We start from the raw sequence: 25,600 nt of genomic DNA, 5'->3' as shown, positions 1-25,600 counted from the left end.
CCGGTCAGACCGGTGCGTGCATTCCTGAATTGACCGTTTGCGGGGTGCATACTTCACTGAGCTTCAGTATCAGCTTCTCCATACTCACCAGTACCCGCTGCTGCGTGTCCAAGATACAGAGGTCATAGGTTGTCAGCCCGTCAGTTCCCGTACTCCACTTAGCGAGTAGCTGGACATCCCGGGTCAAAGGATGATGCACTGTACATCTGCCCAGCCTGCGGTATTCAAGCCGGGTTGCCTTTGCAGTCAGCCGCACCAGGGAATTCAGCATGTCATCAACCGCCGCATAATGGAATAGTGCCTGATTCTGATGCTGCGCAGGCTCCTGTGCTTCCTTAAGGCGGAGCCGGATCAGTGCCTGACCAGTGCCGGTGTGCAGCTCTTGAATGGTCTCCAGATGACGGTATAGAGCAGAATCAGCCTCCGGCAAAAGAATCGGCGCACCCAGCCTGCTCATACGCAGCGGTACCGGATCAGCGGACTGACTTCCAGCAGGGACGGCCACCTTGCCTTGGGCGCAGATGACATATCCGTCTTGTCCGCTCTGGTAGCCGCTCTCACATTCAACATGCGTCCCTGCTTCGTATAGAGAAGTCAGCATGCTGTCCGCAGCTCCGGGCTGCGGCTGTTGTCCCCAGACCACATCTTCAATCACCCGGCAGGATGCTTCCAGCGACAGCTCAGCGGTGATACGGAACAGCTCAATGAATCCGGAAGGAGGCAAGCCGCAATCCGGTTCTGATTCCTTAAGGACCGTCTCGTACTGCTGCTTGCTGAAGCTGGAACGGTTGCGGTCCACCAGCGGATGCAGCTTCTCCTCTCCCCCGTGATTAGCGGGAACGGCAGCTTCGGTTCGTGTAATCCAATAACGCACTCTTTCAAAAGCATAGGTCGGCAGCGGCACAATCCGCACCTGCTCACCCCAATGCAGCTTCGGCCAGTCGATTCCAGCCCCCTGCACCCATTCCGCTGCCAGCTGTGAAGCCTCTCCAGCCGTTGATAGTTCCCTTCTGGACCGCTTGGATACTACACCGGAATAGTGCTCTTCCAAGCCCGCTCCGGCGATGTAATTGTTCAGTTGCTCCAGCAATTGCTGGAGACTGGAGCAGGCGAAGGCCAGGCGGCAGGCCATTTCTTCCCGCCCGGTCTGCAGGGTGTAGGCGGCATCTGCAAGTCTGACATCCCGGTTCTTGCCCAGGAAAGCATGCAGCTTTACTGCCATTTGCTTCAGAGAATAGGGAGTTTTGGCGGATAGCACGATGACCTGCTCCTTATTGCTGCCATCATTGCCGGTTATGCCGCTGTTTCCAGAGATAGACTGCCCCGCCGCTGCTCCCTGCTGAACTTCAGCATTGTATTCCTCAACCAGCACATAGGCATTGGTGCCACCGGCCCCGAAGGAGCTGATACCGGCCCGGCGGACAGCTGAACCTGCCGGTCCTTCAACCGTCCAAGGCCCCTCCTCACGCTGCACACGGAAATATGAATTCGCAAAATCAATATTGCTGTTGGTCTTCTCTGCATGAAGAGAAGGGGCAAGCCGGCGGTGCTTCATCTGCAGCAGCACCTTCGTAAGGGAGGCGATGCCTGCCGCCGCTTCCAGATGGCCGATGTTGGACTTCACCGATCCGATGGCGCAGGATTGCTTGGGCGGATTCGCTTCGCTGAACACCTGATTCAGCGCATTGAGCTCAATGGGATCGCCCAGCTTGGTTCCTGTGCCGTGCGCTTCAACATAGGAGATGCTGTCCGCAGGCACTCCCGCCTGCTTCAACACCCTGGAGATCAGACTGGCCTGGGCAGCGGGATTGGGAACGGTGTAGCCGCTGACCTTGCCGCCGTGGTTGATGCCGGTCCCCTTAATCACGCCATAGATATGGTCGTGATCCCGAATCGCTTCGGACAGAGGCTTGAGCAGAACCGCCCCTACTCCTTCGCCCGGAACGAACCCGTCGGCTGCTTCGCCGAAGCTGTGGCATTTGCCGGTCGGCGACAGCATTTTGGTCTGGCACATCAGCACATATTTGTAAGGATGCAGATACAGGTTCACTCCGCCCGCTACCGCAAGGCGGCATTCTTTGTTCTTCAGGCTCTCACATGCAGCATGAATGGCCGCAAGCGATGAGGAGCAGGCGGTGTCCACCGCAAGGCTCGGGCCGCTGAAGTTGAACAGATAAGAGATCCGGTTGGCGATGGACCAAGGCGACACATTGGGCATGGCAGCCAGATTGCCCCGTGCCCATTCCTCCGGGCCCCATAGCTGATACGAATAGGTAGTTGTCCCTGCGAATACACCGACATTCGCGCCATGCTCTTCCCCGGGGCGCTGGAGCTTCTGCTTGGTATAGCCTGCATCCTCCAGCGCAGACCAGACCGTCTCGGCAAACATCCGTTCCTGCGGGTCCATGATTACCGCCTCGCGCGGCGCAATATGGAAGAATGCCGGATCGAACTTGTCCACATCCTCAAGGAAGCCGCCCCAGCGGCTGTACATCTTACCTTCCTGTACCTGCTCGAAGCTTCCGCCCAGGAATTTCTTGTAATCCCAGCGGTCTGCCGGAATCTCGGAGATACAGTCTCTTCCGGCTGCGATATTGTCCCAGAATTCATCAAGATCTGCGGCCAGCGGATATTTGCCGCTGAGCCCGATGATTGCGATCTCGTCATTGCCTCCGTTCGCACTGCTGGTGCTGCTTCCATGTCCGCTTTGTTCTGCAAAGGATATAAGCTCCGGCCATCCCGCAGCTCCGGCTTCATGTTCCGGCAGCCGGGGCTCCTTCTCTGATTGCAGGTCTATCTTCCTCCCGGTCTGCGCATGCTCAGGAAGCTTCTTCCCTGTTCCGTTACTATGGAACAGCTTGTTCAGCGGACCGGAATATTGGCTGACCATATGGGCAGCTAGACTCTCCAGGGTCTGGTATTCAAACAGCAGGGTTTTGGACAGCTCGCCCAGGTCCTCTTCCAGCTTGCCGTTGAAGTAACCGACCATGACCGATTCGATGCCGTACTCTTCGAATTCCGCAGTGATATCAATCTCTTCCGGCTGCAGCTTAAGCAGCCCGCTGAACAGTCCTGTCAGGTATTGCAGAGTACTGTCCAGCAGGGCAGTGCCCGGCACAGCCTCCTCCTCCGCTTCCTCACGGATATTCTTCCGCTCTGCCTGTTCCATGCGGTTCATCCGGTCCAGCAGGCTGCTCACACGCTCCGGCTGTCCATATCCGACAAGCAGCGCAGGATGACTGCTCTGCCGGAGCAGCCATTCAAAGGCTTCGATCCCCTGCTCTACCGGAAGCGGCGTCAGCCCTGTCTGAAGCTCAAGAATTCTTCGCTGCCCGGGGGTCAGCTGCATGCCGTCCGCTTCCCATAGCGGCCAACCCGCCGAGAAGGTGCGCCCGGTGCGTCTGCCTGCTGCAACCAGCCGTTCACGGTACAGGGCGAATTCGTTCATGAAGCTGTTCGCGTAAGCATAATCCGCTTGTCCGGGATTCCCTGTCTCTGCTGTAATGGAAGAGAACAGCAGGATGAAGTCCAGGCTCTCCTCCTGCGCAGCCTGATCCAGATTCAGTGTGCTGATCATCTTCGAGGAGATGATTCCGTCCAGGTCAGAGCGGTCCTTGTTCAGAATATAGGCATCACTGTGTGTCCCTGCACAATGCAGGATACCGTCAATTCTGCCGTATTTCTGCTTCGCATACCGGATCAGCTCCTGCGCAGCCTGACTGTCTGAAGCATCTGAGACCAGGTATTCTGCCGAGCCTCCATACGCCCGAATGGTTGCCAGGTGCGCCTCTTTATTCTGATCAAGCCGGGAACGGCCGGTCAGGATGAGCTGCGCCTGTGCCGTGCCTGCCAGATAAGCGGCGAATACACGCCCCAGACCGCCAAGTCCCCCGGTGATGATATACACGCCGTTTGTTCTAATACTGACCGGAGTGCCAGCCTCAACTTCATCTCGGACTGGAACGAGCCGCTTGACGAACCGGCCTGCGGCGCGGTACTGCACCTCTTGCTCCTCAGGGCGAAGCTGCAGCTCCTGTCCGAGAATCGCTGGGAGCTCCTCCTGCCGCAACGATGCGGACAGGGAGACGGTCTTAAAGCAATACCCCGGATTCTCCAGGCGCAGCGTCTTGATGAACCCGCCCAGCGAGGCGTCCAGCACACTTCCCATGTCTTCTGTGTCCTTGAAGGCATAGACCAGACGGATATCAGCCGCAGCCTTGCTCTGCATCAGCGCCTGGGTCAGCAGCAGCAGCGGATATATGCTGTGGTTCAGCTTGTCCTGCGGCTCCATTGCAGCAGGCGATGCGGCATAGATCAGCTGCGTAAGGCTTACGCGTCTTGCCCGCAGGGAATCCAGAAGCGTCTGAAGCTGCTGCTTGTCATCGAAGCGCAAGCTGTAATGATTATCGCCGGTCTGGGCGAATTGCTCCGCCGCAGTGACGAAGATCAGCCTTGCCCCTGCTGGGAAGCTGCGTTTGAACTGGGGCAGAGCCTCCAGATCGTCCAGGAACAGCACCACATCACCGGTCAGTGCCCCGGCCGCTTCCACCGGGCTGGGAGTCCATTCTGTGGTGTAATACAGGGCGGCTTCCCGTTTCTCCGTCTGAAGTCCGGCAAGATGCACGCCTTGCAGCTCCCAGACTGCTGCTCCATCCCCGGTGAACACTGCCAGTGTATATTCATCACCGGCAGTACGCCGGGCCTGAACTGCAAATTGCTGCAAATGCTTATGTGAGTAAGACATTTGCCGGATGGAATGCAGCACCATTGGACACAGCGGCTGCTCCAGCGCTGAAAGGGCCAGCAGTGTATGCACGGCTGAATTCACTGCTGCGGCGCTGAGAGAATCCGCAGGCGCGGCTTCACCGAGATCCACGAAGGCCAGCAGGCTGTTCTGCTCTTGGTGTAAGCCTGTGACATGCCTCAGTGCGGACTCCATACCATATAGCGAACGGAGCAGCTCCCGGGTCTGCTTGAGGAGCAGTCCCCCTTGTCCTGCCGGCTGGATTTCTTCGGCTGTTAAACTGGCTGGCCCGGTCCAGTCAGCCTTAACCGCCAGGGTACACTGAAAGACAACCTGCTCCCCGGCCCTGATCTCTGCTGCAGCGGGTTCAAGATCCGGGAAGATATGAATATCCAGCGCCGGATGGAGCTGCTGCCGGTTCAGAAGACCCGACCACTTCATATTCTCCAGCCTCAGCTCCTCCCGGGCATATCCGGCCAGCTTCAGAGCCTCCCGCGCGAATGCGAGCAGTCCGAACCCGTTCATATACTCCTGTCCCTGCCAGCTTACCGGTTCATAGAATCCGCTGATTACCGCCGGCCGGGAGGAGAACCGGAAGCCGCCAATCGTTGAGAGATTGTACTCCACCAGCTCTCCAAGTCCGGTATGCTCAGGAACGGCTGCCGATAAGCGGTTATCCCGCCGTTTCACCTCATTGATCCAGTAGCGGTTCCTGGCGAAGGGATACGTAGGCAGCGGCACACGCCTGCAATGCCCTGCTTCGTATAGCTTCTGCCAGTCCACATCCAGTCCGAGGGACCATAGCCGGGCAATGGTACTGGTATTTCCACCGCCCAGCAGCAGGTCGACATAAGAGATTCCCGTCTGTTCGGCATTGAACAGCTCAATGTAATCCTTGAAGCCTTTGATATTCCCCCGGAACACCTTGCCATCCGGCAGTCTGCCCTGATTGAATTCGTCCAGCAGCCCCTTAAGCTCCGGGACAGAACCGGCTGTGATCGCCATCCGTTCTGCGAAGGCTTCCCGTCCCAGCTGGAGAGTGTAGGCTATGTCCCTAAGACTGGCTGTCTCAGCCTCCGGGAGCTCCAGGTAGTGCGCAAGCTTCAGCGCATAGGTCTTCAGCCGGTCCTCTGTTCTGGCGGATAAGACGATGATATACGGTTCTCCGTGGATATTAGCTCCGTGGATATTACCGCCTTCTTTGCCGTCTCCGTCCTTCCCCCCGCGCTCTGCCGGAATGTATTCCTCCAGAATAATATGCGCGTTGGCTCCGCCTGCCCCGAAGGAGCTGACTCCCGCACGGCGCGGATATTCCTTCTGTCCTTCGCCTTCCGGCAACGTTACACGATCCCACGGGCCCGCCTGCCGCTGAACCACAAACGGCGTATCCTCGAAATGAATGTGGCTGTTCAGCTCCTCCGCATGCAGCGAAGGCACTAACACACCGTATTTCATTTGCAGCAGCACTTTGGTGATGGCTGCGATCCCCGCTGCCGATTCACAGTGCCCGATGTTGGATTTCACCGAGCCGATGGCACAGAACTGCTTGTCGGCTGTCCCGTCCTTGAAGGCTTTGACCAGTCCGCTGACTTCAATCGGATCACCGAGTGAGGTGCCTGTACCATGGGCTTCGATGTAATTGACTGTACGCGGGTGTATGCCCGCAGCCTGCATGGCTTCCTGAATCGCTGCGCCTTGCATAGACGGATTTGGCACCGTATAGCCGGTTGTTTTCCCGCCATGGTTGATGGAGCTGGCCTTGATAACAGCATAGATATGGTCTCCATCCTGAACCGCCCGGTCCACCGATTTCAGCAGCAGGGCACCTACGCCCTCCCCGGGCACATATCCGTCACCGCCCTCGCCGAAGCTTCTGCATCGTCCATCGCTGGTCGCGAACTTCTGCTGGCTTAAGAATATGTATTTATCGGGATGAATCGACACATTCACCCCCCCTGCAATCGCGAGGTCACTCTCCCCCCGCCGGATGCTGTCACAGGCCAGATGGATGGAAGTAAGCGATGAGGAGCACATCGTATCCAGGGCAATGCTGGGTCCGTTCAGATTGAGATGATAGGATACCCGGTTGGCAATGGACGCGTAGACCGAGGATAAGGCGATTTTGCTGCCGTCCACCTCCGCGTCCAGGAGCTGATATTGCCCGTACATGACACCTGCGAAGACACCGACCTTGCGGCTGCCGAGCGTATCGCGTGTATATCCGGCATCCTCAATGGCGCTGTAGGCGCACTCCAGGAACAGCCGCTCCTGCGGGTCCATAATCTCCGCTTCGCGGGGGGAGATATTGAAGAATAAGGCGTCAAACCGGTCGACATCATCCAGGAAGCCGCCCCATTTGCAGTACATTTTGCCAAGCTGGTTCTTGTCTGTGGTATAGAATTCGTCAATGCTCCAGCGGTCTGCGGGAATCTCTGTAATGCAGTCCTGTGCCTGAAGCAGATTCTGCCAGAAGGACTCCAGATCCGGAGACATCGGGAACTTCCCGCTGACTCCGACGATGGCAATATCCTCCGTGCCCCGGCTGCGTCCAGGGTTGTTCTGCCCTTGCCCGGCAGTAGCGGAAGGCCGGCCCGCTTTTGGTGTGACGGGGCTTTTGCCGGAAGGCTGATGGCGCACAGCAGGACGATGAAGCTGCGGCACCGCCGCCTTCGGAGGGACTGGACTGATCTGAGGCTCAATGAGCCGTGCCAGCACACCGCTATGCTGTCCGGTGAAATATTCACTTAACTCCCGCAGCGTCTGGTATTCAAACAGCAGCGTCTTGGACAGCCCGCCGAAGCTTGCCTCCAGCTCCTCATTGATGCTCATCGCCATGATGGAATCGAAGCCGATTTTCTCGAAGGAGTCGTCCAGGCCCAGGGCATGCGGCGGAATCTTGGTTACTTTGATGAAAATATCCTTTAAAAGACGCTCCGCGCCTAGCTTCAGCACCTCCGTATCAACTACTTCAGGAGTTGCTTCTTCCGGCAAGGGTGCTGCTTCGCTGTTTGCTCCTGCCTGGACTGGCTTGTGCCGGTTCCCGCGCTGAGGGTCATTGATCGACTCCACCGTCTGCCCGATCCGCGCAGCGTCCCCATAGAGCACCAAGGCATTTCCCGGCCTATCGCGGCAGATTCTATCGAAGGCCTTCAATCCTTCAGCCGTAGGCAGGACAGAGAGGCCCAGATTCTTGCGCATGAAGTCCAGACTGTCCGCCGTCGTTGTCATCCCGCCCTCTTGCCACAATGGCCAGTTGACCGAGAGGATGTTGGTGCCATCCGATGTGCTTTTGCTATTGGCATAACGGTCCATGAAGCTGTTGGCGTAGGCATAATCGCTCTGCCCCAGATTGCCGGTTACGGCAGAGATGGAAGAGAACAGCAGCATGAAGTCCAGCTGCTCATGGCCGAATGCTTCATATAAATGCTGCGTTCCATACACTTTGGCAGCCAGCACCTGCTCCAGTTGTTCCCTCTCCTTAAGCAGGAGGAAGGAATCACTGGTCATTCCGGCACAGTGCAGGATTCCGTTCACCCTGGGGAAGCTTGCTCTGGCTGTGGCATGCAGCCGCTGCACGTCCGCAGAGCTGGCAACGTCAGACTGGATATACATCACCTTATTACCGTTACTGCTCAGCGTTTTCAGCTTGTCTTCGAGTGTACGGTTTAGCGCCGTTCGCCCGGTGATCAGCAGACTGGCGGACCGGGTATCCGCTAAATGCCGGGCCAGTGTATAGCCGATTGCCCCCAGCCCCCCTGTGATGATGTAGACCGGGGAGTCTGCAGGCATATGCTCAATGAAGGGAACGGCCGGAGCTGTATACTGCTCAAAGTGAGGCACATAACGGCGGGATTCCCGGTAGTGGATCTCACGGTGATCGTTCGACATGGAACCCAGCTCCAGCCGCAGCTGCTCCAGCATGAACGGGGCAAAGTCCGCACGGCACAGATCGGTAGACACCGTCTTGAACAGCAGGCCGGGGTTCTCGATCATGACACTTCTCACGAAGCCGTCCAGCGCGGCATGTACTGCATCATTATCCGATTGTCTGTACTGGAACAGGATCTTGATACCGGTACGTTTCTTGAAGGTAAGCAGTGACCTGGTGAGTGCGAACATTGAATAGATGCCGCTCTCCATGGCTGCTTCCGTCCCGCTCCCTTCCTCCTGCGACAGAAGATGAAGAATGCTGCCGGGATAACGCCCCTGCTGCTCCAGCCCGGACAACAGGCGCGTGTAATCCTCCTGAGTGCTCAGTGAATACCGCTCTTGTCCAGTGTTTTCGGTCCCGCCTGCTTCCTCCGCCACGGCAAAAGTAAGCGACTGGAAGCGGGAAGCTAACTGGCTGCACAGCATGGGTTCCAGGCTTGCGTCAGCCGCCAGCACCAGCAGATGCCCGGAAGAATCACCTGATCCGGCTGAAAGCGGCTGTTCCGCCAAGCTTTTAGTGTAGGTCAGGAGCACTTGCTTATCCGAATGCTTCAGCGCGGCGATCTGCCGGAGGCCTTCCTCCTTGGAGACGGCTCCGCTGGCGATCCTTTCAATAATTGATCTCATTTAGCTTCCCTCCAGTATTCTCTCAACTTCATCTATTCCGGCTTCCCCGGCCAGCAGCTTATTCAGCAGCTCGTCCAGCAGCACACTTGCCGCTGAAGAGGTTATTTCAGCCGGAGCTGCGATATTGCTCTGCATCCCCGGGGTCAAATCCCGGCCCGAAAGGCAGGAGAAGCGCACCGCCGGCAGGCCCGAGCTGTTCAGCAGCAGCAGATCGAACTGCATCCCCTGCTCCTGCCCAGAAGCTGGTGCTGGCGCTGCCAGACAATAGCTTACAGGGGTCAGTGGCCTGTAGACCTCTACAGCCTGCAAGGCCGAAGGAACGAAGGTCCCCGTCTGTTGCTGGCCGCTAATCACCGAATACAGCGCGGTCTGCATCGCTCCGTCGGCAAACGCCGGATGAAGAATATATTCATGGAGCGGCATTTGCGTACTTGCGGGCAGCACCAGCTTCGCCAGGGTACCATACACTCCGGTATACACGGCTTCAATCGGCCGCAGATTCATGCCGTAGTTCATTCCATGGTCTGCGAACAACGCGTAACAGTCTTCGCCTTCTGTGGTACGGCTGGAAGTCTGGACCATACGTGCGATATCCGCTGTTTCCGCTTCCGTATCCGGGGTAAACGGTTCAGCCGGTTCAAGCTCTGAATAATTCACAGTACAGGTGCAATACAGTACTCTAAGCCCGTTCCCGTTCAGGGAATAGATGCTGGCTTCGATTGCCTCTTCCTGAGCTGCCAGCCCGACATAGACGTCCAAGCTGGCTGCATTCTCCGGCAGCTCCAGTCTTCTGCGCCATTTCACATCTGTTAATGACTGCACCCGCCACTCCCGGCTGGCGAGCAGCCCGGCTCTCCAGGCCATTTCGAGATAGACTACCCCCGGCAGAACCATCCGGCCCTGGATTACATGATCGTGCAGATAGGCGTCGGCTGCGCTTAAGCTTTTTTTGTAGCATTGCTCCTCAAAGACGGATTCATTGGAGTCAATCACCGCAGCCAAGACAGCAGGCTTGCTGCTGTTGTATACAGCGGTTGCGTCTTGCGCAGAGCTGTACCAATAGCGCGTCCGGTCAAACGGATAGGTGGGTAAGGAGATTCTGCAAGGCTTGCTCTGCGGATACAGCAGCTGCCAGTTGAAGTTCACCCCGCTTGTCCACAATCTGCTGAGCTGGCTCAGTCTGCCGGACTGCACCAGGGACACCAGGAATGCTTCTCCTTCCTCGCTCTTTGTGAAGACATCCTGGATCTCACTGCCGGAGCTGACGTTGCCTGCATAGACCCCGGAGACTTTACGGTCGCCGGCCAGGAACCGGCCCAGCTTCTCCCGCAGCTCCTGCGTACCGGATACCACGATTGCAAGCCGTTCCTCCATGCTCTCTCGGCCGGTCTGGAGCGTGTAGATCAGATCCTCCAGGCGGAAGCCATCGGCTGAGGCAGCACCGTCAGCGCTGATTATTCCTCCTGCAGGCTCAGGCGCTTCTGAAGAATCCGCGCTCCGTCCGTGTCTGGCTGCAATGGCGGATGAGCCTAGCTGCTCCAGCAGATAAGCGGCAATCTCATCAATGGTGGTGCTGCCTGTCCAGAGGCTGATTGGGAGCCGGACCGGATAGGCTTCATACAGTGTGTCCGCGGCCGTCATCAGCTCTTCTTTGGACAGGCCGTATTCATCAATGGCCTCCTGGGCGCTGATATGTGCGGGCAGCAGGGCCGATTGCAGGAGAGCGGCGGTGATATCAGCGACTACGTATCGCTTCAGCGTGCTGCTGCCTGCTTCTTCCGGCACACTCTCCGGCCGGATCGTACGGTCCAGGTAATCCAGGATGTGCTTGGCGTATGCTTTCAGCCGGTCTTTGCTTTTGGCGGATAGAATAAAAATGTGCGGCCCGCCAGTGTTATCACTGTAATGCGCGGATACAAGGCTTCCCTGCTTCCGGTGTTCCTCCAGGATCACATGCACGTTCGTGCCGCCTGCGCCGAATGAGCTGACCGCAGCATAACGCGGATATTCTCTGGTCTGGCCCTCCTCTTCCAACACTGTAGGCTTCCACTCTCCCAGGCTCCGCTGAACATAGAAAGGGGTCTCTTCAAAGTTAATATTCGGATTCAGCACCTCGGAATGGAGCGAGGGTACCAGCTGTTTATGCTTCATTTGCAGCAGCACCTTAATGATGGATACCACTCCGGCTGCGGACTCCAGATGGCCGACATTGCTTTTGACCGAGCCGATGGCACAGTACTGGTTCTCTGTTGTCTGTAAGCGGAAGGCCTTCGTAAGGCCGCTGATTTCAATCGGATCGCCGAGTGCAGTACCTGTTCCATGGGCTTCTATATAGCTGATCGCCCGTGGATGGATGCCTGATTTGTGCAGCGCTTCGGCAATAATATCCGACTGTGCATTCGGATTCGGAACCGTATAACCGTTCGTTTTGCCGCCATGATTGATGGAGCTCGCCCGGATCACTCCGTAGATATGGTCTCCGTCCTCCACCGCCTTGGCCAGCGGCTTCAGCAGCAGCGCACCGACACCTTCGCCCGGCACATAGCCGTCTCCGCCGCTGCCGAAGGCCCGGCATTTCCCCTCGCTCGAAGCGAACCGCTGATTGCACAGGAACAGGTATTTATCCGGGTGAATGGTTACGTTCACTCCGCCCGCAACCGCAATCTCGCTATCCCCCCGGTAAATGCTCTCACAGGCAAGATGCAGCGCAGTCAGCGACGAGGAGCACATTGTATCCAGTGCAATACTGGGACCGCTCCAGTTGAAGAAATAGGACACCCGGTTGGCGATGGACGCATACGACGAGCTGAGTGCCAGCGTATTGCCTTTGACGGTCTCCTCCGCTCCGTACATTTGATAATGGCCGTACATGACACCCACGAAGACACCGGTCTTGCTGTTCCACAAGGATTGGCGGGTATATCCGCCATCTTCAATCGCGCTGTGTGCACACTCCAGGAAGAGACGCTCCTGCGGGTCAAGCTGCTCCGCATCTCTTGGCGTTAATTGGAAGAACAGCGGATCAAAGCAATTGTATTCGTCAATGAACCCGCCCCACTTACTGTACACCTTGCCTTTCTTGCCCCTCTCGGGGTCGTAATAACGGCTGTGATCCCACCGTTGCGGCGGAATCTCGGAGATGCTGTCCACCCCGTGCTTCAGGTTACTCCAGAATTCATCCAGATTCCGGGCCCCGGGAAAAGCGCCGCTGATGCCGATGACCGCAATCCCCCCGTCCTTAGCCGGATGTTCCTGCTGAACGGCCTGCGGCTCGATACGCGAAGGTATTCGCTTCTCATCGTTATTCCGGTCCTTGCTGGGTGCGGAGAAGGATCTGTATTTCTTCGGCGCCACTGTCTCTACAGGCTTGTCCTGTACTCTCGCAGAAGCTGCTGTGGGAACAGCGGGCTTCTCCGTCTGCTCCAGGTACTGTCTAATATGCCGGTATCCGGCATGCGCCTCCAGCAGCCCGCGCTGATGCTGAACGAAATACCCGGCCAGCTCAGCCAGATTGCCGTATTCAAACATAAGCGTCTTCGGAAGATTCGGGAAATCCTTGTCCAGCAGACCGTTAATCTCCATAATCGCAACCGAGTCTACTCCGTACTCCTCCAGACTCTGACCCGCATTGATCCGCTCGGCCTCAAGGCCGGTGACCTGTGAGAGCAGCCCTTTCAAATACTGGACAGTGTAGTCCTGGAGACTCCTGTCTCCGCCTGAGCCGGGCCCCGCTCCTTCACCTGTCTGTCTGGTGCCGGTATTTGCTTCTTCTGCGGCCTGGCTCTTCAACTGCTTGATCAGCGTGTAGCCCTGCTCCGGGTCCAGCGCTCCCCGCTTAATCTGCTCCAGAATCCTGCCCATCTCCAGATTGGCGTCACTCATCATAGGCCTCCCATCCACTGCTTCACTTCTGCTTCACTCATCTCACCGGTCTGCAGCCGGGTCAGCAGGTCAACAATGGCTTCCTTATCTTCTAGCGGTACTTCTTGAACCGGAATGCTGTGGTTCAGCTTAAGCGCCTGATCAATCTTGGACTTGTTCCCCGCCGCTACAATGATATTGCCGCAGTCCGCCTGGAAAATGGCCTCCAGCGCCCGGATACCGCTCTCTTCCTCCAACATGCTCATGCCCAGATAAGTGGAATAGTACACCGCCTCACTCTCGGGAATGCCGAAGCCCCCGTCCTTCCATAGCGGCCAGTTGACCGAAATCGTCCGGCCTTTGCGCTGCCCGAGCGTTACGGCTTCATTCCTCAGCCTGGCATAACGGTCCATGAAGCTGTTGGCCATGGCATAATACCCAACCCCCAGATCTCCCAGCTCCACAGCAATGGAAGAGAAGAGCATCAGGAAATCCAGCTCAAAAGCAGTGCTGAACAGATCAAGATAGATCAGACCTTCGACCTTGGAACTCATCAGCTCGCGGCCGGAGATCCCAGCGGATTCAGTAACAGGCAGGGTGCTTCCCTGGCCGGCACAGTGAATAATCCCGTTAAGCAGGCCGAATTCGTTTCTGATGCTGTCCATCATCCGCAGCACATCCCCGGCGATTGCGATATCGCCCTGAAGATAACGTCCATCTCCGCCAAGCCGTCTTAGCTCGGCCATGCAAGCGTCTGTCCGCTCACTTGCAGGCTGCCGGCCGGTACAGATCAGCGTTGCTCCGCAGGTGCGTGCCAAGTATCCGCCCACAATCATTCCCAGTGCGCCGGTGCCGCCTGGAATCAGGTAGATGCCTTTCTCTTTGATAACCAGAGGTGCGGATGCCGCTGTGTTACCTTCTCCAGGCGTAAGCGGCCGGATTCTCCGCACCGTTCTCAGTTCTCCGGCATAGCGGACATCCAAATGGCCCGGATTCTGCTGGGAGAACAATTCCTGATACAGCCTCTCCTGATAATCCGCAGCATGAATCGCGCTGTAATCCGCTGCCACGCTGGTAATCTGGAACTTGTGATGCAGGGTTACAATGGATTTGGCGAAGCTGGCCAGCAGCTCATGAGGAACCGAGAACCCTCCCTGCTCCTGCGGGTAAGCGAACAACAGCTTCAACGGCTGCTGTCCGAACACATGGACGAAGGCCTTGAACAGGGAGATAACAGAGAAAATGCCGTCCTCCAGCATCTGCGTCAGTATTGGCTGGACCCTCTCCGCTTGCAGTGCGGCCAGTGACAGCGGCTCTGCTGTTCCTGCCCACTGATGCAGAACATGGGTGGGATGGAAGTCCCTCTCCCGCAATTTCTCCAGCAGCCGCACATAATCTGCTTCCCTGTGCGGATGGATGGATATTTGATCTCCCGGGCCTGACCGGTACTCCGTATCCGGCCTAATCCAGATACAGGCACCGGCTCCGCCCGGCAGGCTGCCGGACGGTGAAGCTGCGGTATTCCGGCCGCTGTTCATCCCGCCGTACCCCAGGATCAGCACCTTCCGCTGCGCTGCTCCCCTTACCGGGACCAGCGCCTCGTGCTCATAGACCGGAGTATAGTAGTGAAGCTCCGCCGCCGGATTGCCTTCCGGCTTAACGGTATAAGGCCGGACGATGAAATCCCCAATCCGGACCACTTCCTGCCCGTGCAGGTCAAGAATGGAAATATCAAATATATTCAGCCCCAGATTGTTCTCTCCAGGCTGCTCCTTCACCCGGGTATACACATAGCAGTCCGCAGGAATAGGCGCGAAGATCTCGATACTCCCGAGTGAGAATGGAATATGCGTAGCCCGTCCTTCTTCCTCTCTGCCTGCTGCCACCGAGCGTACCGCTCCGTCCAGTAGAGCCGGGTGAAGAACGTATTCCGGCAATCCGGATCGATAGGCTTCATTCAGGGATAAACGGGCCAAGGTCTCTTCCTTCCCGCTCAGCACTTCTTCCGTCACCTGGAAGGACGGACCATAACTGAAGCCGATGGCTTTGAATATCTGCTGATAGCATTCCTGTTTATCTTTGCGGCCGGGGCACCGGTTCCGGATTTCCTTGAGGTCGAAGTTCAGGCTTACCGCCGCCGCAGGTCCTTCCGCGAACTCCAGAATCCCCCGCGAATGTACAACCCGCTCGCTCATGATCTGACTGAAGATCTCATAATGGACGGCCTCGCCTTCAGGCTCCAGCACGATATCAAGTTCCTTGAATTCCTCTGTCATCACTACTGGCTTCAGCCATACCACATTACGCACTGCCCGGACCCCGGCTTCTCCGGCAATCTCACCCGCTGCTCTGGCCATCTCAATGTAAGCGACTCCGGGCAGCAGGATCTGGTCCGCAACAATGTGATCCCGCAGATAGAACTGGTCGACAGACAGCCGCTTGCGGAACCGCTGCTCACGCAGTGTGGAAATATTGATATCCACCAGCGGATGCAGAGGCTGGAGTGAATTAATCGTTCCGGGCAGTCGCCCGCCCGCCGCCGCAGGTCCCAATCCGTGTGCTGTTCCTGACGTCTCCTTGTGCCCGGACCCTCCAAAGAATCCGCCGCCTGTGTTCTCCAGCCAATAGCTCTCTCTGGCAAAAGGATACAGAGGCAGGGACACCTTCTGCAGCTGAGTATCTGCGAAGAGCAGATTCCAATCCACCGCTGTTCCAAGGACCCACAGCTTCCCGATCCGGTCAAGTTGATTCCTGCGGGCCAGCGCAGCGATATATGCGGTATCCTCGGGATCATTCCCGAGAATGGCCGTGCCGTTCTCTGCGGCAGCGGTTGTATTGCCCCGGTATATCCCTTCGCATACTGCACCCGTTGCCAGGGACTTCATGACCTGCTTCAGTTCATCGACCGTCTGGACGGCAACGGCCAGCCGTTCCTCCATTTCTTCCCTGCCTGTACTCAGCGTGTAGGCGATATTCGCCAGCGTATATTCTGTGGCAAGCGGCATATCAAGGAAGCGGTGCAGTTCACTGATTTTGCCGCTCAGCCGGTCCCGGTTCTTCGCGGATAATACGATTAGCCTGCGCCCGGCGGATTCCGCGGCAGCTCGCACCGGTACATATTCCTCGGCGATCAGATGCACATTGGACCCGCCTGCCCCGAAGGAGCTGACGCCTGCCCGGCGCATGCTTCTGCTGCCGGAGTCATGCTCCCAGTGCTCCAGGCTGCGCTGTACATAGAATGGCGTATCCTCGAATGTAATGCCGCTGTTCAGCTCCTCCGTATGGATGGACGGCACCAGCATCCGGTGCTTCATCTGGAGCATGACCTTGGCCAGCGAGGCAATTCCGGCGGCCGATTCCAGGTGTCCGATATTGGATTTAACCGAGCTGATCGAGCAGAACTGTTTGTCGTCCGTGTACTGGCTGAAGGCTCTGGACAACCCGGCAATTTCGATCGGATCACCTAACGGGGTGCCGGTGCCATGGGCTTCAAGACTGGTGATGGTTCTGGGATGAACGCCCGACTTACGGAGGGCTTCGGCAATTGCAGCAGCCTGGGCACCCGGATTCGGCACAGTGTAGCCGCTGGTTTTGCCGCCGGAGTTCACCGCAGTGCCTTTGATAACCCCATAAATATGATCTCCGTCCTCAATGGCCTTGCTGAGCGGCTTGAGCAGCACTGCGCCTACGCCTTCACTGGCAACATACCCGTCTCCGCCCTCGCCGAAGGCCCGGCATTTGCCCTCACTGGAGGCGAAGCGCTGACTGCACAGGAACACATATTTGTTGCGGTGGATCGTCACGTTAACCCCCCCGGCAAGTGCGGCCTCACTCTCTCCGCTGCGGATACTCTCACAGGCCAGATGAATCGCCGTCAGTGAAGACGAACACATCGTATCTACTGCCATGCTCGGCCCCTGAAAGTTGAACAGCCAGGATACCCTGTTGGCAATGGACGCGAACGAAGAATTCGGCGCTGCCAGTTGTCCGGAAGTGTAGCCTTCCGTTCCGAGAAGCTGGTAATGACCGTACATGACGCCGACAAAAACACCGACTTTGGAGCGTGCCAGCCGCTCGCGGGTATATCCGGCATCCTCCACGGTATGATAGGCGCATTCCAGAAACAGCCGCTCCTGCGGGTCTGTCAGTTGGGCATCCCGCGGCGTCATTTGGAAGAATAACGGATCGAATTTGTCCACATCATCAATGAAGCCGCCGTATTTGGTATAGATTTTGCCCTTCTTGCCTTTCTCTGCATCGTAGTCGCGCGTGTAGTCCCAGCGGTTCTCTGGAATCTCGGTAATGCAGTCCTTGCCTTCCTTGAGGTTGTCCCACAGCTCTGCAATATTGCCGGCCATCGGGAACCGGCCATCCATGCCGATTACAGCAATATCCATCACACCGGGATTCCCGGCATTCTTTACAGAGGACACATCCTCCCCTGCCTTCGGGATGAACCGTCTGCTCTGTGATGCTGTAAGATCTGCCTCTTGCGGATCACCCGGCATCTGCACTGCCGCAATCGGCGCATCGTTACCATGCGGCTGCTCCAGCTTCAATAACGTTACAAGCTGTGCACCGTAATGACCGGTGAAATAACCGGCAAGTGCTTCAACCGTGTTATATTCGTAGAAAAGTGTCGTCGGCAACCCGCTGAATTCACGCTCCAGCGACTCATTCAGCTCCAGAATCATAATCGAATCCAGGCCAAAGGCATCCAGCGGTGAAGTTGGACCGATCCGCTCTCTCGCAACGCCCAATGTTCTGGCCAGCAGGCTGACAAGATAAGTCTGTGTCCCCTCCAGCAGCGCCCTGCTATCCATGTTATTGGCGCTGATGCCTGTAGGCTGTAAGGCTTCGCCTTCCTGATTTGCCAGTGGGGCTTCCGCCACACCAAGTGCCCGGCTGATCTTACGCGAATCTCCGTAACCGACGAAGGCTTGCACCGCATCCTCCTTCAGCACCGTCTCCAGGATATGGAGGCCTGTTCTGCTGTCCAGCGGTTGCATGCCGTAATACCCGGCCAGCACCTGCTGCTGGGCTGCCGGAAGCAGGTAGCTTCCGTCCTTCCATAGCGGCCAGTTAACGGATACTGTCTTACCCTGGCGCCGGCCCTGCACCGCGAGCCAGTCACGGTATACGGCATAGCGGTCCATAAAGGCATTGGCGGCAGCGTAACTGCCTGCACCCATATCGCCGATCTGCGCAGAGGTGGACGAGAAGAGAATGAACAGGTCCAATGCCTCATTCTTGCTGGCATGGTCCAGATTGAGCGTCCCGTCCACCTTCGGGGCAAGGATTCCGGCAAAGTCCGCTTTACTGCTCCCGGCGGCCTTCGTTACCGTTCCGGTTCCGGCGCAATGAAGAATGCCGTTGATTCTGCCGAAGTGCGATTTGGCTGCTCCGATGATCCTTGCCGCGTCTTCCGGGTCAGCGACATCAGCCTGTACATAGACCGCTTCCGCGCCAAGCCCCGTCAACTGCTCCAGCTTCGCCTGAATGGCCGAATCCTGAGCCTGCCTTCCGGCAAGCACCAGTCTTGCCTGCCAAGCTGAGGCCAGCTCTGCCGCCACCCGCATGCCCAGCGCTCCAGTCCCGCCAGTGAGTACATACACCCCGCCCTGGGTGAACCTCGAAGCCTCGGCCTGATGCAGCAGCGGCTGCGGAAGAAGCTTCCGCACAGAACGGACATCACCGGCATACCTGATTTCAGTTCCGCCCGCCAGCTGCGGCGGCAGTAACTCCCGGATCAGCCTCCCGGCGGCCTGTACGGGCGGCGAAGACTCTAAGTTCACAAGACTCAACTGGAACAGCGGATGATCGGCAGCCAGTGAATGCGCGAATCCGGCATTCATCTCATGCAGCGGCTCCAGCATGTCCGCAGCTCTGCTGTAAGCATATAAGCATCTGATCCTTGAGCGGGGCTTCACCGCAGCTGCCGCTTGCAAGAGGTACAGCAGCGAGTATAGCCCCTGATCCATCTGCTTCCCCAGGCTTTCCTGCTGCTCCTCCAGATCCGGTCCTTCCGCTCCGGCCTGCTCCTTCCAGTTCCAGCCGTGCACGATATGCTGCAATTGCACGCCTTGATCCCTTAGGGATTCCAGCAGCCGGAGGTAATCTGCCGCCTGCTCCGGCCGAATCACATAAGCTGCCTGGCTCAGCCGGGCATACTCTGCTCCGGCCTCAACCTGAATGCAGCATTCTGCTGCCAGCTCATGCTGCACCGCTTGCCTGCGGACAGCCTCCGCCAGGGCAGCCGAGCCGAACACTACAATAGATGACAATGGCGCGGTCACCTGCGGCAGTTCTGTCTCGATCCATTCTGGCGAATACAGGGTTAGTGCGGAAGCAGTGACTGCGGCCGCAGCATACTGCTTAATAGAGAAGCCGAACAGCCGTGCCGCCTCCAGACCTTGCCGGTCCGTAATATGGATATCGTACTTCCTTGTTCCCTCATCATCTGTGCCGGAAGCTCCCTCTGCAGGCTTCGCGTAGGCATAGCATTGCGGCGGAACCTTGCCGATCAGCTCTATCCGGTCCAGGGCGTAAGGCACCCTGAGCGTCAAGTCCTCTTCACTGCGGTTTCCCGTCCACGATAGCGATCTGACCGCACCGTCAATGATCGAGGGATGGAGCACATACTCCGCATACTTCTCGTCAAGATGCTCTGGCAAGGAGATTTCGGATAAACCCTCCTCTAGCGAGCAATACGCTGTCTTCGTCACCCGGAAAGCGGGTCCATAGTCGAAGCCGACCTCCTTGAATATATGATCGTAGCACTCTGCCTGAGTGAGGCTGGAGGTGCTTCGCTCCTTGATCTTCGCAATCTCAAGCGTCTGTGCAGGTGCAGGCGTCTTTTGCATAATTCTCCCCGTTGAATGCAGAGTGCGCTGTCCCTCTGCTTCACTGAACACCTTGTACTCCACTTCGCCTTGATCCACATGCGCGAATGTGGTGAAGATCTCCTTCTGCTTCTCTTCCATTTCAACTGCCTTGATCCATTTGACATTCCTCAGTCCCGTTACCGGGTTGATTCCGGCCAGGACGGCAGCGGCCCTTACCAGCTCCAGATAGGCTACGCCGGGCAGCAACACCTTGCCGCCAACCACATGATCCTTGACATAGAACTGTTCCGGCCGCAGCACAGTACGGAATTTCTCCTCTTCCATGGTGGAGACATTGCTGTCAACCATCGGATGCAGCACCGCAGAAGCTTCTGCCGAAGAAGACAGCTTGGGAGCGATACGGCGTGAATTTTTATGGACCCAGCAGGTCTCTCTGGCAAAAGGGTACGCAGGCAACGGAATGCGTCTGCACTCCCTGTCCGCATACAGACGGCTCCAATCGACTGCCTTCCCGGCGGTCCACTGCTCCGCCAGCTCAGATAGCTCCGTTAGCTTCAGAGTGCCAACCGGCTTCCCGGAATTGGCGGTGGAAGAAGAAGGTGCCGGAAGCTGCACGGGTACCCGTCCATAATGTACCTTATGGGCTTGTTCCGGCATGGCAGCATAGCTGCGCAGAATATCTATTAACTCCTCTTTACTGACAGCGGTAAAAGCTATCCGCTCCGCCATCTCCTCCCGTCCGGTCTGGAGCGTATACGCAATGTTATGCAGCGTAAGCTCTTCGTCAGCTGCATGAAGCGTCAAGTAATTTAGAAGCTGCCGCGCTTTTTCCTGCAGCCGGTCTGCAGATTTGGCAGACAGGACGATTACGTTGCCCTGCCCGGACAGCATGGAACGGGTCACGGAGCTAACGGTGTCACGGGATGGATAATCCTCCATGACCACATGTGCATTCACCCCGCCGAAGCCGAAGGAGCTGATCCCTGCCCGTCTTGGCAGGCCGTCAGGCGGCGTCCATTCCTGCGTCTGCTCCACGATATAAAAGGGCGACTTAGCAAGCTCAATATAAGGATTCAGCTGCTTGAAATGAACATTCCCCGGTAAGGTCCTGTTCTTCATCGCCAGCACCACCTTGAGAATGCCGGCAATGCCTGCGGCGGCCTCCAGATGGCCGATATTGGACTTCACCGCACCGATTCCGCAGTACTGCTCCCGGGTCAGCGGTATCCCCCGCCGGTGATGCAGCTCTTTAAAAGCATTTTTGAGCGCGTTGATCTCCACCGGGTCCCCCAGGGAGGTGCCTGTGCCGTGGGCTTCGATATAACTAATGGTATCGGGCGGGATGTCCGCCTTCTCATAGGCTTCGACCAGCACCTCGGCCTGCGCCTTCGGATTCGGCACCGTCAGCGAGCTGACCTTGCCGCCGTGGTTGACCGCGGTTCCCCGGATCACTGCATAGATATAATCCCCGTCTGCCTCCGCCTGGCTTAACGGCTTGAGCAGAACGGCCCCCGTACCTTCTCCGCGCACATAACCGTCCGCACTTTGATCGAAGGTCTTGCAGCGTCCGTCCGGCGACAGCATCCCAGCCCGGCTGAAAGAGATATGCAGGGTCGGCGCGGCAATCACATTCACTCCCCCTGCAATCGCCTGCTCGCAGTCCCCGCTGCGGATACTCTCCACTGCCCGGTGTACAGCTACCAGTGAACTGGAGCAGGCGGTATCCACCGGTTCACTGGGGCCGCGGAAATTGAGCAGATAAGAGATCCGGTTGGCTAACACGCAGTGGGAACTGCCTGTGGAAGAATAGGCTTCAATCTCAATGTCGTTATCCTGTAAAAGCGTGCTGTAATCATTCGTCGAGACGCCGACGAACAGCCCGACCTTCCGGCCTGACAGCTCAGAGGCCTTGTACCCGGCGTTCTCTAGTGTAGACCACACAGTCTCCAGGAATATCCGCTGCTGCGGGTCCATCAGATCCGCTTCTCGCGGATTAATGCTGAAGAAACCTGGATCGAACTTATCGGCAGATTGCATGAAGCCGCCCCAGCCGGAGACGGGCTTATCCATCACGCCGCCCTTCAGCCGGTTCAGCTCTTTCGCATCCCAGCGGTCTGCAGGAATCTCCGTGATCAGATCCTGCTGGTCCCGCAGATGCTCCCAGAAGGCATCCAGGTTCTCTGATTGCGGCATCGCTCCGCTGATGCCGATAATTGCCACCGGCTCCGGCTTACCGGCCCCGGCAGTCTCCGGCTGGAGGGGCTTCCAGCTCTGGCGGGCCTTCTGGCCGGAAGCGGACGCTTGAACGGAGCCGTAATCAACGGCGGCTTCCGGTGCTTGTGCAACTCCACGGCTGAAATATGTAACCAACTCGTCCGCATAGCTCTCTAACAGATAGGCTGCTAATGCACGAATTGTAGGATATTCAAAGAACACTGCCGGTGTCATCCGTACCTGGAAGGCAGCATTGACCGCATTTGCGGCATCAGTGAACGTTAAAGAGCTCATGCCGTATTCGCCCAAATCCTGATCAGGATGAATGGCGGCGGCATCCAGCTTCATCAGACGGCTGATTGCACCAGTGAGGATCTGCTGTACTGGCTCCAGCAGACCGGCAGACCGGCTCTCGGCAGGCTCGGCACCGGTTCCAGGTTGGATGATGGTTGTTGTTGTGCCTGAAGCTGCCGATTCCAGCCCCAGAATGCCGCATATTTTCCTGCGGTTCGCCAAGAGGGGCAGGATCTGCACTTCAGACCCGTTAAGAATCGCCTCCAGAAGTCTTAGTCCTGCGGAGGTCTCCAGCGGCTTCAGCCCTACGGTATTCCTGAAGAACAGCAGGGTCTGCTCCTCTACCGACAGCCCGCCTTCCTGCCAGAACGGCCAGTTAATGGAGATGGATCTGCCATGTCTGTGCCCCGACTGGACCAGGGTCTTCCGGTGCAGCAGATATTCATCCATCCAGGCATTGGCATAGGCATAATCGCTCTGCCCGACATTGCCTGTGACCGCCGCAATCGAGGAGAAGGCCGCTATGAAATCAAGCTTATCTTCTCGGGTAGCCTGGTCAAGCTGCGTCAGCCCTTGGATTTTGACTCCTAGTACCCCGCTTGCCTGACCCGCATCCTTCACCTGGATAAGCGCGTCACGGGTAACTCCTGCCGCATGAATAATGCCGTTCAGGCTGCCCAGCCTGCTCCGCGCATCGGCCACGGCTGCTGCCGCTGCCTCCGCCTGCGACAGATCCGCCTGCACATACACTACTTCTGCACCCAGCTTCTGAAGCCGGGCGATTTCCCGTTCCTGCTCCGGCAGGAGTGCCGACCTACCAACCAGCGCAAGCTTAGCCTGATAGTGGCGGGCCAGATGCCCGGCCACTATCAGCCCGAGCTTGCCCAGTCCGCCTGTTAAGAGATACACGCCGTGTGGACGGAGGATATTTTTAGTGGCTTCAGCGGCTTCCTTCGCGGGGGAAGCGATTTCCTTCAGGGCATGAACATATCTTGTACCCTGCCGGTATAGCACTTCATCGTCCGTAGAGCGGATCTCAGCCGCAATCATCCGGTAGATGCCATCCCTGCCCGCAGATCCTGTGTACAGCATGCTGAAATGCAGCTTGGAATACTCCAGCTTCAGCGTTTTGTTGAAGCCTCTTAAGGCCCCCTGTCCGGGAGGCACAGCGAATTCCTCCCCGCTTCTGCATAGCTGAATCACCCGGCTATGGCGGTTCTCCCGGACAGCCATCAGCGCCTGGGCCAGATACAGCTGGTGCAGATACACTCCTTCAGCAGCATTTGGGGCTGTCTCTTCTGAGTGCTCTTGCTGCTCATAGACGAGTGTCTCCAGACTGCAGCCTCTATTTGCCAGATCACGAAGCAAGCGAACATAATCCTCCGGGCGCTCCGGGTTCATCCGGTAATGTGCTTCCCCTGCCTGTTGATATTCCGCAGCAGCTTCTACTATATATAACGCGCCTGGATGAAAGGCTGTCCCGTCACTGTCTTGGGGAAGCGACTTGATCAGTTCCGGCTCAGCGGCGAACCATACGATATCGCCAGACACACTGTCAGGTGCGGGAAGAAGCGCCTCCCGCTCCTTCCACTCATACACAAAGCTCATCTCTTCCATGGTCTGCGTTCTTCCCTGCTGGAATACTCTCAGTACAAATCTGGTGAACTTCAGCAGCACCCGGCCCTGAACGTCGGAGACCGCCACATCGAAGGCCAGATCCCCGTCATCTGCCCCGGTAGCAAGCCTTGTCACGTAAGAGACGCAGTTAGGCGGCAGGCTTCCGAAGATCTCCAGCTTGTCAAAAGAATACGGCAGCGCCACCGCGCCCTCCAGTTCCCCGTGGCCGCTGATCAGCCCGATGACAGCTTCCAGCACTCCGTCAGTCACCGTAGGATGCAGCGTAAATGCCCCGAAGCCCTCATGCAAATGGGCAGGCAACTCAATGAAGGCTACCGCGTCTGCCGCTCCGGCGGACATTCGGGTAATCGACTGAAAGGACGGCCCTAGCTCCAGCTGATGTTCTCTGAATCTGTCATAGATCCGGCTTCCGCTGACGTCCGTCTTTCCCTGGCATAGCCGGGCAATATCCATCGATTCCGGGGGTCCGTATGGTGCTTCCTGTGTATATCCGATACTTCCCTGGCTGTGAACAACCTCAGCGCCGTCAGATTGGCTGACAATCTCATAATCCAGCTCGTCCTGGCTCCCGCCCGGATACAGACGTACCTGCACCAGCTTGGACTCTTCGCCGTCACTCAGTTGAACCGGATAAGCCCAGACCACATCTGTGATGCTGCGTATTGAAGCTCCCGGCAGTGAAGCAGCAGCAGCGGACAAAGCCATCTCCAGCTGAACCACACCCGGCAGCAGCTTACGGCCGGACACGATATGATCCTTCAGATAGAATTCTTCGCCCGTCAGCCTCTTCTCGAAGCACTGCTCATGCACCGTAGACCGGTTGCAGTCCAGCACCGGACCTATCGCGTGTATCTGAGCTTGTCCCGGTGCCGGAGACGGGGATGTCCGGCCTGTGTTCAGCTCAAGCCAATATCTTTGCTTCTCGAACGGGTAGGCGGGCAGAGGTATTTTGAAGTAAGGACGGTTGGTGTAGAGGCTCTTCCAATCGCATACACCGCCCTCCAGATACAGCTCTGCACATTGCTCCAGGGTCTGCCGGGAGAATAATGCAGGGGTATTCCCTTGAGCAGACCCGGGTAGAGCGATGGCGTCCAGCCTGATTTGATCCTCCCGGGCAGTCTGCTTACGCAGCAGCTCGCGGGAGGCCTCGCCACTCTTCAAGGTGAGCTTCTCCAGGGTGAGCAGCAGCTCCGTCTCCAGCTCCTGCAGATCGGCGGCAATCAGCGCCGCCCGCCGGCTGAAATGGCTTCTGCCGATGGATAATGTATACGCGATATTCCCGGCATCCGTCCGGATGTCCGGTTCTTCCCTGATCCACACTTGCAGCTCCGTGAGCTTCCTCATCAGACCCTCACGGGTCTTGGCTGACAAGAGAAACAGATATAATGGGCGTTCGCCGCCGGGTATGGCATTATTGCTCATCCGTGTAGCCTCCACTTCTCTTCCT

At 57.4% G+C, this 25,600-nt stretch carries 3 protein-coding genes; all 3 read right to left on the bottom strand.

The features are described 5' to 3' along the window. Positions 1 to 4: 4 nt before the first annotated feature. The 3 genes from NSS83_RS02820 to NSS83_RS02810 are packed head-to-tail and all read right to left on the bottom strand — an operon-like array spanning position 5 to position 25,575. Positions 5 to 9,301, bottom strand: a complete 9,297-nt coding sequence (locus NSS83_RS02820; protein ID WP_341347628.1) for an SDR family NAD(P)-dependent oxidoreductase — start codon at positions 9,299 to 9,301, stop codon at positions 5 to 7. Further along, complete coding sequence (locus NSS83_RS02815) at positions 9,302 to 13,183, bottom strand: beta-ketoacyl synthase N-terminal-like domain-containing protein (RefSeq protein WP_341347627.1); 3,882 nt, start codon at positions 13,181 to 13,183, stop codon at positions 9,302 to 9,304. Then, positions 13,183 to 25,575, bottom strand: coding sequence for an SDR family NAD(P)-dependent oxidoreductase (locus NSS83_RS02810; protein ID WP_341347626.1), 12,393 nt, complete (start codon positions 25,573 to 25,575; stop codon positions 13,183 to 13,185). The genes NSS83_RS02815 and NSS83_RS02810 overlap by 1 nt, the downstream gene beginning before the upstream one ends. Positions 25,576 to 25,600 lie beyond the last annotated feature (25 nt).

The sequence above is a fragment of the Paenibacillus sp. FSL H3-0469 genome (assembly GCF_038051945.1).
Taxonomy (GTDB): Bacteria; Bacillota; Bacilli; order Paenibacillales; family Paenibacillaceae; genus Paenibacillus_AQ.
This window is presented reverse-complemented; position numbering and strand designations above follow the sequence as displayed.

What these genes read in the sequence shown, in the direction of transcription:
- NSS83_RS02820 (WP_341347628.1), bottom strand. Translation starts at nt 9,301, where the DNA reads ATGAGATCAATTATTGAAAGGATCGCCAGCGGAGCCGTCTCCAAGGAG.
- NSS83_RS02815 (WP_341347627.1), bottom strand. Translation starts at nt 13,183, where the DNA reads ATGAGTGACGCCAATCTGGAGATGGGCAGGATTCTGGAGCAGATTAAG.
- NSS83_RS02810 (WP_341347626.1), bottom strand. Translation starts at nt 25,575, where the DNA reads ATGAGCAATAATGCCATACCCGGCGGCGAACGCCCATTATATCTGTTT.